Consider the following 13,152-nt stretch of genomic DNA (forward strand, 5'->3'; position numbering starts at 1 on the left):
CTCGGAACAGCCGGCCGTCAACCTCCCGGCGGTGGCGGCCCAGGGTCCGCACGTCAGACACGGGAGGTCCAGACCGGGCCGTCGGGGTAGGCGTACTCCTTGAGGGACTCGGCGTGCATCTGCGCGCTCAGGCCCGGCAGTGTCGGCGCCAGGTAGTGGCCGTCGACGATGCGCACCGGGTCGACGAAGTGCTCGTGCAGGTGGTCGACGTACTCGATGACCCGGTCCTCGACGGTGCCGGAGACGGCGACGTAGTCGAACATCGACAGGTGCTGCACCATCTCGCACAGGCCCACGCCGCCGGCGTGCGGGCAGACCGGTACCCCGAACTTCGCGGCGAGCAGCAGGATCGCGATGTTCTCGTTGACGCCGCCGACCCGCGCGGAGTCGATCTGCACGATGTCGACCGCGCCGACTTGGAGGAGCTGCTTGAAGACGACCCGGTTGGCGATGTGCTCGCCGGTGGCGACCTTGATGGGGCTGACGGCCTTGCGCACGGCGGCGTGGCCGAGGATGTCGTCGGGGGAGGTGGGCTCCTCGATCCAGTAGGGCTCGTACGGCGCCAGGGCGCGCATCCAGTCGATCGCGGCCTGGACGTCCCACCTCTGGTTGGCGTCCACCGCGATGCGGATGCCGTCGCCGACGGTCTCGCGTGCGGTGCGCATGCGGCGGACGTCGTCGTCCAGATCCGCGCCGACCTTCAGCTTGATCTGGGTGAAGCCGTCCGCGACGGCCTCGCGGGCGAGGCGGGCCAGCTTCTCGTCGGAGTATCCGAGCCAGCCGGGGGTGGTGGTGTAGGCGGGGTATCCCTGGCCGAGCAGGTGGCCGATGCGCTGTTCGCGGCCGGGCTCGGCGCGGCGCAGGATCCCCAGGGCCTCCTCGGGGGTGAGGGCGTCGCTGAGCCAGCGGAAGTCGACCTGCGCCACCAGTTGTTCGGGCGACATCTCGCCGAGGAAGCGCCACACGGGCTTGCCGGCCCGCTTGGCCGCGAGGTCCCAGGCGGCGTTCACGACGGCGCCGGTGGCCATGTGGATGGCGCCCTTCTCCGGGCCCAGCCAGCGCAGTTGGGGGTCGTGGACGAGGGAGCGCGAGAACGCGCCGAGGTCGGCGCAGACCTCCTCGACCGACAGGCCCACCACGTGTGGGGCGAGCGCCGCGATGGCGGCGGCCTGCACGTCGTTGCCACGGCCGGTGGTGAAGGCCAGGGCGTGGCCCTCCAGTCCGTCGCCCGCGTCGGTGCGCAGGACGACGTAGGCAGCCGAGTAGTCGGGCTCGGGATTCATCGCGTCCGACCCGTCCAGATGCTCGGACGTCGGGAAGCGCACGTCCAGGACGTCGAGGGCGGTGATGCGGGCAGGGGCCGGGGAAGCGGGCAGGGCGGATGACATGGCGGCAACTCCTGTGAGAGCAGGGGCAGTACGGGCCCTTGCGACGAGATGTGAGGCGGCGGAGGGGGTCGGGCGGCCCGGACGGCCGCCCGGTTCACTCCTGGACCTTGCCGCCCGTGATGCGCGAGATGGTCAGCGCGACCAGGATGATCAGGCCGTTGAGGGCGCCGATCCACTGCGCGGGCACGCCGGCGAGGGTGAGCACGTTCTGGATCATGAAGAGCAGCAGGATGCCGCTGAACGCGCCGAACATGGTGCCCTTGCCGCCGTTGAGACTGATTCCGCCGATCACGGCGGCGGCGAACACGGTGAAGATGTAGCCGTTGCCCTGCGCGGAGGCGACGGAGGCCAGGCGGCCGGAGAGCATCAGTCCGGCGAGGGCGGCGAGCACGCTGCCGGTGACGACGACGATCCACAGCACCCGGTCGGTGCGGATGCCGGCTGCCTTCGCGGCGTCGACGTTGCCGCCGATGGCGTACAGCGAGCGGCCGAAGCTGGTCCAGCCGAGGGCGACGATGGCGACGGCGAACAGGATCAGGCAGATCCAGATGGAGGCCGGCATCCCGAACCATTCGGCGGTGCCCAGGTAGAGCATCGACTCGGGCAGCTGGAAGAAGGTCTGGCCGCCGGAGATGCCCGTGAGGACGCCGCGCAGCACGATCAACATGCCGAGAGTGACGATGAAGCCGTTGAGGCCGAAGCGGATGATCAGCAGGGCGTTGATCACCCCGACGAGTGCGCCGACGGCGAGTGTGACGGGGATGGCCCAGGCGCCGGGCAGCAGGCCGAGCCCGTGTCCGGCGCCGGCCGGCACCACCAGCCAGGCCGCCACACCGGGCGCGAGGCCCATGGTGGACTCGAGGGACAGGTCCATCTTCTTGACGATCAGGATCATCGCCTGGGCGAGGACCAGCAGGGCCATCTCGGACATGGTCTGCAGGACGTTGATGAGGTTGTCCGCCTGCAGGAAGACCGGGTTGACGATCTGGCCGACGATCGCGATGACCACGATGGCCGGGACGAGCGCGAGGTCGCGCAGGCGGGCCAGGGGCAGCCTGCCGCCGAGCAGCGCGATCCGCTTCACCTCGGGCTCGGCGGCCTTGGCCGCGGCGGTGTCCGCGAGGACGGTCTCAGGCATCACTTCAGGCATGCAGGTCCACTCCTTCCATCGCGGCCACGAGGTCGTGGTCGTGCCAGCCGCGGGCGATCTCTGAGGTCACACGGCCCTGGAACATCACCAGGACCCGGTCGCACATGCGCAGGTCGTCGAGTTCGTCGGAGGCGATGAGTACTCCGGTGCCGCTTTCCGCGGTCTGCTCGACCTTGGCGAGGAGGAACTCCTTGGAGCGCACGTCCACGCCCGCGGTCGGGTTGATCAGGACCAACAGACGCGGGTCGTCGGCCAGGGCGCGGGCCATGACGACCTTCTGCTGGTTGCCTCCGGACAGGGCGGAGACGGCCAGATCGGGACCCGGAGTCTTGATCGCGAGATTCTCGATCAGGCCCTCGGCGAGCCGGTCCCGACGGGCGCGGTTCAGGAACCCGTTGGAGCCCAGCCGCTTCGGCACGGACAGGGTGGCGTTGTCCGCGATCGACATGTCGGGAACGAAGCCCTGGTGGTGCCGGTCCTGGGGGACGAACCCGGCGCCGGCGGCGAGCGCCGCGGGCACGCTGCCCGGCCGGGGCCGCCTCCCGGCGATCTCCACCTCGCCCGCCGCTGCCGCTCGCAGTCCTACGACGGTCTCGGCCACCTCGGTGCGCCCGCTGCCGGCGGCGCCCGCGAGGCCGACGATCTCGCCGGCGCCGACCTGGAAGCTGACGTCGTCGTACGCCTCACCGCGCAGGGCGTGGACGCTCAGCGCGGCCGTGGCACTCGGGTCGAGGGTGCTCGCCCGGTCCTCGCGCCGGTCGGCCGCCGCCTCGCCGGTCATGGCGGCGACGAGGTCGGCACGGCTCAGTTCGGCGACCGGCGCGGTCACGATGTGCCGGGCGTCGCGGAAGACCGTCACCATGTCGCAGATCTCGTAGATCTCCTGGAGATGGTGGCTGATGAACAGGAAGGTGACGCCCTGGCGTTGCAGGTCGCGGATGCGGTCGAAGAGGCGGTTGATGGCCGCCCCGTCGAGCTGGGCGGTCGGCTCGTCGAGGATGATGAACCGCGCCCCGAAGGACAGCGCCCGGGCGATCTCGACGAACTGCCGCTGCTCGACGCTCAGTTCACCGGCCGGGCTCTGCGGGTCGACGTCCACCGACCACGTCGACAGCAGGTCCTGTGCGCGGCGACGCGTGGCCTGCCAGCTGATGAGCCGGTTGCGTCCGTGGCCGTGCCGGTTCAGGAAGAGGTTCTCGGCGACGGTCAGCGTGGGGATGATCGTCGACTTCTGGTAGACGCAGGCCACGCGCCGGCGCCAGGCGTCGCGGTCGCCCAGGCGGGGGGCCGGTTCGCCGCCGAAGGTCACTGTTCCCTCGTCGGAGGCGTGGAGGCCGGTGAGGACGGACACCAGGGTCGACTTGCCCGCTCCGTTGCGGCCGACGAGCGCGTGGGTCTCGCCGGGTCGGATGGTGATCCGGGCGCCGTTCAGGGCGACCGTCGGACCGAATCGTTTGACTATGCCCCTCGCCTCGACGACGGGCGGGTCCGCCGGGGCCCGTCCGTCGTCCGCCGGGGCGGGCGCGGGGGTGACTGCTCGCTCCTCGCCGCTCATCTCAACCGCCTTGTGGTCGTGGGCCGTTGTATTCGGAGGGGGATCAGCCGAGGTTGTTGCCCCACAGGGACTTGTCGTCGCTCTTGACGCTGGGCACGCCGCCGTAGGTGGCCCCGTCCGCGGTGACGAGCGGAGCGGAGAGCTGGTCCTCGAGCAGGCCGTCGCGGACCTGGATGATCGTGCTGCCGTGGTCGGTCTTGCCGGACTTGAAGGTCTTTCCGTCGATCGCGGCCTTGAGGTAGTACAAGGCGTACTTGGCGTAGAGATCGGCCGGCTGGGAGACGGTGGCGTCGATCTTGCCGGCGGCGATGTCCTTGAGTTCCTCGGGGATACCGTCGTTGGAGACGACGAAGACGTGCTTCTTGTCCTGGGGGTCGGCCAACAGGCCCTTCTGCTTGAGGACTTGGAGGGTGCCAGAGAGGGCGAAACTGGACTGCATGTAGATGCCCTTGATGTCCGGGTGGGCGGTGAGGTCGGTCTGCAGCTTCTGGGCCGCGACCGCCCCGTCCCAGTTGGTGGCCTCGCCGAACACCTTGATGTCCGGGTAGTTCTTCTTCATGCAGGCGTTGAACGCCTCCGTGCGGTCACGGCCGTTGATGGAGGAGAGGTCGCCCTGCAGCATGACGACCTTGCCCTTGCCGCCGAGCTTGGTGCCGAGGAACTGACAGGCCTTCTCGCCGTAGGCGCGGTTGTCGGCCCGTACGACCATGTAGACCTTGCCGGTGTCGGGGCGGGTGTCGACGGTGACGACCGGGATCTTCTTCGCCTCCATCTGCGCCAGGGTGGGCGCGATGGCGGCGGTGTCCTGCGGGGCCATCGCCACGCCCTTGACGCCCTGGCTGATGAACGTCTGGGCGTTGGCGGTCAGTTTGGCGACGTCGTTCTGCGAGTTGGTGGTCTTCAGCTCCAGGTCCAACTCCTTGGCGGACTGGGGCGTGTACTTGATGTAGGAGTTCCAGAAGTCGGTGTCGGAGCGCGGGTAGTCGACGCCGACCAGCGGCGCGCCACTCGACGACGCCGACGTGGTGGAGCCGCCGCACGCGCTGAGCAGCGCCAGTGCGGACAGGGCGGAGACGGCGGAACAGAGGGCGGTTCTGAGTCTCATCGGTGCTTCCTCGCGCCGGTCCCGTAGCGGGAGATGTTTCGCCTCGACGACATCTTCGGATCGCCGCGACTAGAGATGGGATGTTTATAGAGGCGCGACCGGGGGCCTGTCCAGACCTCCGTACAAATCACGATGAATGCCCAGGTCACGCGTGCCCGCACATGGAGACGTGGCAAACCGGAGGCGAGTATTCATCCCATCAATCATCGCCACTCGATGGCTCAGATCTGGCCACGAAACACCGCCAGACATGCCATGTCTGCCTGGCCGCAGTGTGCAACCAAGTGAAGCAAATGGGGCAACTCGCCTGAGTGTACGGCCACTTTCATCCCTGCACACCCGTTGACATCCCAGGGAGGCATGGCGGACCTTCATGCGTAACAAGCGGCGCCTCATGCACAGCTGTCACGCCGACTCGCGTAGCCCCGTACTCCCCTGCCCCCTTCGCACCAGGGATGTCTCCATGTCGAGTTCGATCAACAGACGCCATTTCCTGGCCGGCGCCACCTGCGTGGCCGCGGCGGCCGTTGCCGGAGACGTGGTCAGTGCCGGTGTCGCCCAGGCGGCGCCCAGCACGTACACGCCCGACTGGAACTCGCTCGACCAGCACCCGCCGGCTCCGGAGTGGTTCCAGGACGCGAAGTTCGGGATCTACTTCCACTGGGGCGCCTTCAGCGTCCCCGCCTCCGACAACGAGTGGTACCCACGCAGCATGTACCAGGCCGGAAGCAACGCGAACAAGCATCACATCGCGACCTACGGCCAGCCGTCGGCATGGCCGTACCACAACTTCATCAACGGAGCTCAGGACCTGGCGGGCAACTCCGTGAAGTTCGCTCCGAAGCTGAAGTCGGCCGGCGGGAAGTTCGACCCGGACGAGTGGGTGCAGCTGTTCGTCGACGCCGGCGCCAGGTTCGCCGGGCCGGTCGCCGAGCACCATGACGGCTTCTCCATGTGGGACAGCCAGGTCAACGAGTGGAACTCGGCGAAGAAGGGCCCCGGTCTTGACCTGCTGCGGCTCTTCTCCACGGCCATCCGCGCCAGGGGCCTCAAGCTGCTGGTGGCCATGCACCACGCGTACAACTTCACCGGCTTCTACGAGTTCGCCCCCGCCCAGACGGACCCCAGCCTCAAGAAGCTCTACGGGCAGCTGGGTTCGGCCGCGGAGAACCAGCTCTGGTTCGACAAGCTGAAGGAGGTCATCGACCGTGCCGAGCCCGACATCCTGTGGCAGGACTTCAACCTGGACGAGGTCGACGAGACGCAGCGCCTGAACTTCCTGGCGTACTACTACAACCAGGCGAACGGCTGGGGCCGTGAAGTCGTCGCCACCTACAAGGACGGCATGAACGGCAAGGGCGAGGTCTTCGACTACGAACGCGGCGGCCCGGCCGACCTCACCACACCGTACTGGCTGACCGACGACAGCATCTCCAGCAGCAGCTGGTGCTACACCCAGGGCATCGGCTACTACACCATCCAACAGATGCTGCACTCGTTCATCGACCGGGTCAGCAAGAACGGCAACGTGCTGCTGAACATCGCGCCGATGGCCGACGGCACCATCCCTCAGGCGCAGAAGGACATCCTGCTCGGTATGGGCGACTACCTGAAGCGCTTCGGTGAGTCGGTGTACGCGACCCGCGCCTGGACGGCGTACGGCGAGGGCCCGACGAAGATGGGCGGCGGCTCTTTCACCACCCCGCATGCCGGCACCGCGCAGGACATCCGCTTCACCCGCAACAAGGCGGGCAACGTCCTGTACGCCACCGTCCTGGGCTGGCCCGGCAGCTCGCTGACAATCAAGACCCTCAGCTCAGACCGAATCAACCTTTCCTCGCTGACCTCGGTGAAGCTCCTCGGCGACACCGCCGGCACCTACATCGACCTGCCCACACCGACCCAGAACGCCTCCGGCCTCACGGTCCCCCTGCCGTCCTCGGCGCCGTACAACGCGGGCGCCTACGTGCTGAAGCTCGCCTTCTCCGGCGCGATCCCGGGCCTGCGGCCGCTCGCCGGCGCCGTCGTCTGCACGGACGTCAACTACACCGGCAAGGCCGCTGTGCTCACCGTCGGTGACTACACCGAGGCCGACCTGAGCACGGCCGGGCTGGGCGCGCGCACTCTCTCCTCCCTCCGGCCGGCCCCCGGCTACCAGGTGATCGGCTACTCCGGAGACAACTTCACCGGCACCTCCTGGACCTTCACCGCCGACAACCCCGACCTGCGGGTCACCGGCAACAACGACCAGATCACCTCGCTGAGGGTCCAGTTCGACCCGGCGACGTACTTCCGGATCACCAACGTCACCGACGGTCTCGCCCTGGACAGCGGTGGCGACGTGGCCTCCGGATCCAACCTCAAGCAATGGACCTGGAACGGCAGCAACAACCTCCAGTGGCACGCGGAGGCGGTCGAAGGCGGCTACTACAAGCTGGTCAACCGCACGAACGGCATGGTCGCCGACGGCTGGGGCGCCACCGCCGATGGCTCCGCAGCCAGACAGGCCCCCTGGAACGGCGCCACCAACCAGCAGTGGACGATCACCCACCGGGGCGGCGACCGCTACTCGATCGCCAACCGCACCACCGGCCTGGTCCTCGACGGCGGCGGCGACGTCGCCTCGGGCTCCGTCACCAAGCAGTGGACCTACGGCAGCAGCACCAACCTGCTGTGGACCTTCACCGCGCTGTAGCCGGCGGAGCCCGCTGCCGCTGCCGTCGGCGGAGATGAAGGAGCCGCAGTCAGTGCCGGGGCGGCCGGCCGCCGGCGGTGCGAACCTCCAGCCATGCGACCGGATGCGATGGCCGCGATGGCCGATCGCCGGATGCCGCACCGACGCGGGGTGGACGCGCCGAGTCCGGCGCAGGCCTGTCGGCTGAGTTCGCACACTTCGACGCTGCTGGGCCCTGCCTCGGGCGCGTGTCCCGGGGACGGGCGGCCTCACTCAGTGATGCGACACGAATGCGGATGGATGACATGCATATGACATTCAATTGCGGGGCCCCCTGGTGGGGGCGTGGGAGGCGTGCGGGGGTGCTCGGCGCGGTGATCGCCCTGCTGGCGGCGCTCGTGAGCGGGCTGGGTGCCGCCGGGACGGCGCAGGCGGCCACGGTGGATACCGGCGCGTGGTATGTGCTGGTCAACCGGGGCAGTGGCAAGGCGCTCGACGTGTCGGGTGCGAGTGCCGCTGACGGGGCTGCCGTCCAGCAGTGGACCCGTCACGGCGGGGCCAACCAGCGCTTCCAGTTCGTCGACTCGGGCGGCGGCTACTACCGGCTCAAGGCGCAGCACTCCGGCAAGGTGCTGGACGTCTACAACTACTCCGGTGCCGACCACGCGGACATCGTGCAGTGGGGCGACGCCGGCGGTACCAACCAGCAGTTCCGGCTGGCCGACTCGCCGGACGGTTACGTCCGTCTGATCAACCGCAACAGCGGCAAGGCCGTCGAGGTGAAGACCGCCTCCACCGCGGACGGCGCCAAGGTCGTGCAGTTCACCGACTGGGGCGGGGCCAACCAGCAGTGGCAGTTGGTCCGCGCGACGGGAGTACTGGCACAGGTGCACACCGCGGGGCGGGTCAAGGACGCCGGGAACACGGTGCAGTACAGCTGGCCCGGCGTGTACTTCGAGGGCCGCGTCAGTGGCACCGGCGTGGGCATCGTGCTCAACGACTCGGCCGCCGACTACGACGTCCAGGTCGACGGAGCCACCGTCGCCACACTCGTCACGCCCGGCGACACCACGCACTGGATCAACGGCCTGCAGAACCGTGAGCACACCGTCCGGCTCGTCAAGCGCAACGACAGCCCGGGGGACACCAGCACGTTCGGAGGCTTCGTGGCCGCGCCCGGCGGTGCCGTACTGAGCAGACCGACGGCCCGCGACCGCCAGATCGAGTTCATCGGGGACTCCCTCACGGTGGGCTACGGCAACCTCTCGACCTCCCGCGACTGCACCCAGGACCAGATCAAGCGGACCACCAACGCCGACGTGAGCTACGGCGCCCTCACCGCCCGGCAACTGAACGCCGACTACCAGATCAACGGCTACTCGGGCCGTGGCATGGTGCGCAACTACAACGGAGGCTCGCCGGACGTCACGTACCGGACCTTCTACGACCGTGCCCTGCTGAACGTGTCGGGCGACGTCTGGCAGAACCCGGGCACCTGGCGCCCCCAGGTCGTGGTGGTCAACCTCGGCACCAACGACTTCTCGACCGCCATCAACCCCGGTGAGCCGTGGACGCCGGACAGCCTCGCGGCCGGCTACCGCAGCGCCTACGGCGCCTTCATCCAGAAGCTGCGCACACGCTACGGGGCCGACACGACCATCGTGGCGGTAGGCGCCGGCCAGTACGCCGGCCATGTCCAGCAGGTGGTCAAGGCGCGCAACGACGCCGGCGACAGCCGGGTCCGCTACTGGGCCCTTGATGACTCGGGCCTGGACTTCCTCGGCTGCGACTGGCACTACTCGGCCCACGACGACCGAGTCATCGCCGACCGGCTCACCTCGTTCCTCACCGGTCTGCCGACAGGCTGGTGACGGCACCGAGCGCCGCGCGGGAAGGGATGCCAGCGTGCCGACGGCGACAAGTCCGACGCCGCGCGGCAGAGCCGGACCGACTCCCCGCTACGGCGTTGCCCGCGCTGTCGGTGCGACGGCGTCCTTGTGCCGTGCATGCTGCACTCGCGGTCGAGACGCAGAACTGGTACGCGGTCCTGTCGACCAGGCCGTGCGGGGCGGACCGGGTTGGCGAACAACGGTCCGCCGCCCCCTTGAGCCCACGCACGAGCCGCCCCCTTGAGCCCACGCACGATCGGGGCGCCGGCCTCGACCGTGCCGAAGGGCGCGGAGGCGCCGGCACCGGCCCGCCCACTCCGGCACCCGGCGATCCGGAACGCACCGGCCGGGGCGCCGTGCAGCAGAAGCGGATCTAGGCTGGAGGCTGTCGCTGGGAACCAGCCCTGACGGGCACGGCTGTCGGGACGGAGGCATCGCGCGTGGCCATGACCAGCAAGGGTGCCCCCACTGCCGGGTTTGTGGTGGACCCGGACGGCGTGGTGAGCGGCTGGAGCGAGAGCGGGCGGCTGCTGCTGGGCTGGACGGCGGAGGACGCCGTCGGGCGCCCCATGACCGATTTGCTGGCCGCTCCCCCACCACCCGGCTTCCCCGGGAGCTACGGCAGCGGCCCCGACCACACGGGGCTCGTCCCCCTGCGCCACCGAGACGGTTCCACGGTGGACGCTCTGGTGTCGGCTCACCCGCTGTTCGGCGCCGACGGCCGGGCGCTGGGCCATGCGGTGACCGTCCACCGCTGGGAACGCCGCCCGGTGATCGCCGACCTGGCCTTCGAGCAGAGCCCCTTCGCTCTGGGCGTCTACGACCCTGAGCTGCGGTTTCTGTGGATCAACGCGTCCTCGGGCCGGGTGATCGCGCACTCCGAGGAGCAAGTGCTCGGTAAGAAGTACCGCGAGGTGCTTCCCGAATTCGACCGCGAACTGTTCCCCGAGAGGGACGACAAGCCCTACACCGACCAGCTCGCCGAAGTGGCGAGGACGGGCAAGCCCGCACGTCTCATCACCGTCTTCCGGCCACTCGGCAGTAACTACGCCAACGCCTGGGCCACCAGCATCTGGCCCGTTCGGGATGCCGAGGGCAGGGTCCGCGCGGTCGCCAACTGGGGATTCGACATGAGCGCGGAGTACTGGGCCAGGCAGCGCCTGCTCATGCTCAACGAGGCCAGCCGCGGCATCGGCCGGACACTCGACGTGATCGGCACCGCCCAGGAGCTGGCCAGGACCTCCGTGCCGCGATTCGTCGACTTCGTCACCGTAGATCTCTTCGACGAGGTGCTGCGCGGAGAGGAACCGCCTCTTTCCCCCGCCTCCGCCTCCGGCGAAGCCGTCGCGCTCAGCCGCGCCGCCCAGCACAGCGCGAAGTGTGACACCGGCCGCGCTCCCGGGCCCCCGGTGCCGGTCAGTCACGCTCCCGGTTCCGTCGCCGTCCGCTGCATGGCCACCGGCAGGTCCACGGTTCAGCTCGCCGCCGAACCGGGCGAGGGCGGCGAATGGGCCTTCGGGCCCGGGCTCGCCGCCGACCCGGCCCACTGGCCGCCGGGCAACCCGTTGATCGACGAGTCGATCGCCGCGGAGGGGCTGACCGGCCGGATCACCGTGCCGCTCCGGGCCCGCGGCGCGCTGCTCGGCGTCGTCACGTTCTCCCGCAGCGACCGGCCCGAGGCCTTCACCGCCGACGACCTGATCCTCGCCGAAGAGCTGACCGCCAAGGCAGCCGTCGCCATCGACAACGCCCGCCGGTACTCACGCGAGCGCACGACCGCACTGACGCTGCAGCGCAGTCTGCTGCTGCAGCAGCTGCCCAGCCAGGAGGCGCTCGAGGTGGCCTCCCGCTATCTGCCCGCCGGGACCGGCGCGGAGGTGGGTGGTGACTGGTTCGACGTCATTCCGCTCTCCGGTGCCCGGGTCGCCCTGGTCGTCGGCGATGTGGTCGGTCACGGCCTGCACGCCTCGGCCAGCATGGGCCGGTTGCGCACGGCGGTCCGCACGCTCGCCGACGTGGACCTGCCGCCGGACGAGCTGCTGACCCACCTGGACGACCTGGTCATCCACCTCGCCAGCGACCTCCAGCCCACCGGCTGCTTCCAGCCGACCGGCGAATTCGGGGCCACCTGCCTGTACACCGTCTACGACCCGGTCTCCCGCCGCTTCACACTGGCGAGCGCGGGTCATCCGCTGCCGCTGATCATCTCCCCGGACGGCACCAGGACCCCGGCACCCGCACAGCCGGGACCACCGCTCGGCATCGGCGGGCTGCCGTTCGAGGCCACGGAACTCGAGCTGCCCGAGGGCAGCCTGCTCGCCCTCTACACCGACGGACTGGTGGGATGCCGCGAGCGCGACGTCGACCAGGGGATCGCCGAACTGCTGCGTGTCCTGAACCATTCGGCCACCTCGCTGGAGGGCCTCTGCGACACGGTGTTGGACACCATGCTCCCCGAACACCGCACCGACGACGCCGCCCTGTTGCTCGCTCGCACTCTGGCGCTGGATCCCCAGCACGTCGCCGACTGGGACGTCGAACCCGACCCCGCGCAGGTGCCGCGCGCCAGAAAGTTCGCCCTGGACCAGGTGGACGCCTGGGGCCTGGAGGAGGCGTCATTCGTCACCGAACTGGTTGTCAGCGAGCTGGTCACCAACGCCATCAGATACGGCGAGCCCCCGATCAGGCTGCGGCTCATCCGCGACACCTCCCTGATCTGCGAGGTCTCCGACGCCAGCAACACCGCCCCGCACCTACGCCGGGCGCGCGCCTTCGACGAGGGCGGCCGGGGCCTGCTGCTCGTCGCCCAGCTCACCCAGGGGTGGGGAACCCGGCACAGCACCGACGGCAAGACGATCTGGTGCGCACAGACCCTCACCGAGCCCGAGCCGCGATGAGATCCGAGCCCGGCGGGCCGTCGCCGGGGACCCGGCAGAACGGCGACGGCCTGCGCGTCAGTGGGCCCGTCTCCGGGGACCGGGACCGTCCGCTACGCGATCGGCACGCTCGGGAGCTCGCAGAGCGGGCCGGTCACACGGTGCTCGACCGGGATGGCTCGCGGGCGGAATGCCGGCGCCTTCCCCGCCGCCGAGGGCGGGCGGCCGGTGGGAGGTCGCCGTGAGGGCGCCGGCATCCCTGTTCTGCGCGGTCAGCTCGTCACGCGGAAGGTGGCGTCGCTGCGGGCCGTCGTGGTGGTGATCGGGTCGAGGCGGAGTTCGTAGGCGTAGTGGCGGATGTAGCGGTCGGGGAAGTTGTACGACTGGAAGGACGACCAGCTCGAGTCGGCGAGCCCGGCGAACGGAACACCTCGAAGCGCAGCAGCGGTCAGTACCAGGAGACGGAGATCGGTCGACCGCCGCCGATATCGCCGCACTCCGAAGGTTGCTGAACC

General features: G+C 69.6%; 7 protein-coding genes and 1 pseudogene. 3 read left to right on the top strand and 5 right to left on the bottom strand.

Annotated features, from left to right (window positions below; all coding sequences use genetic code 11):
• Positions 1-53: 53 nt before the first annotated feature.
• The 4 genes from AC067M_RS26985 to AC067M_RS27000 form a co-directional block, all read right to left on the bottom strand.
• Positions 54-1,388 (bottom strand): L-fuconate dehydratase, encoded by a 1,335-nt coding sequence (locus AC067M_RS26985; RefSeq protein WP_478699611.1) that lies wholly within the window; start codon positions 1,386-1,388, stop codon positions 54-56.
• A gap of 94 nt (positions 1,389-1,482) precedes the next feature.
• A complete protein-coding gene (locus tag AC067M_RS26990; protein WP_478699631.1) occupies positions 1,483-2,526 on the bottom strand; it encodes an ABC transporter permease in 1,044 nt (347 codons plus the stop codon).
• A gap of 4 nt (positions 2,527-2,530) precedes the next feature.
• Entirely contained in the window at positions 2,531-4,093 is a 1,563-nt protein-coding gene (locus AC067M_RS26995) for a sugar ABC transporter ATP-binding protein (protein WP_478699612.1), read from the bottom strand.
• 43 nt (positions 4,094-4,136) lie between these two features.
• Complete coding sequence (locus tag AC067M_RS27000; RefSeq protein ID WP_478699613.1) at positions 4,137-5,198, bottom strand: sugar ABC transporter substrate-binding protein; 1,062 nt, start codon at positions 5,196-5,198, stop codon at positions 4,137-4,139.
• 463 nt (positions 5,199-5,661) lie between these two features.
• Here AC067M_RS27000 and AC067M_RS27005 point away from each other — a divergent pair, with 463 nt between their 5' ends.
• The 3 genes from AC067M_RS27005 (at position 5,662) to AC067M_RS27015 (ending at position 12,658) form a co-directional block, all read left to right on the top strand.
• Positions 5,662-7,893, top strand: coding sequence for an alpha-L-fucosidase (locus tag AC067M_RS27005; protein ID WP_478699614.1), 2,232 nt, complete (start codon positions 5,662-5,664; stop codon positions 7,891-7,893).
• Between the two features lie 290 nt (positions 7,894-8,183).
• Positions 8,184-9,743 carry an RICIN domain-containing protein gene (locus tag AC067M_RS27010; RefSeq protein WP_478699632.1) on the top strand — a complete coding sequence of 520 codons (1,560 nt, stop codon included), beginning with the start codon at positions 8,184-8,186 and terminating at the stop codon, positions 9,741-9,743.
• Positions 9,744-10,207: 464 nt separating this feature from the next.
• Positions 10,208-12,658 carry a SpoIIE family protein phosphatase gene (locus AC067M_RS27015; protein ID WP_478699633.1) on the top strand — a complete coding sequence of 817 codons (2,451 nt, stop codon included), beginning with the start codon at positions 10,208-10,210 and terminating at the stop codon, positions 12,656-12,658.
• Between the two features lie 251 nt (positions 12,659-12,909).
• On the opposite strand, the pseudogene AC067M_RS27020 reads toward AC067M_RS27015, so the two are convergent.
• Positions 12,910-13,056 (bottom strand): annotated as a pseudogene (locus AC067M_RS27020) (AbfB domain-containing protein); the annotation flags it as partial.
• Positions 13,057-13,152: the final 96 nt, after the last annotated feature.

The organism is Streptomyces sp. NPDC043427, from assembly GCF_056436655.1.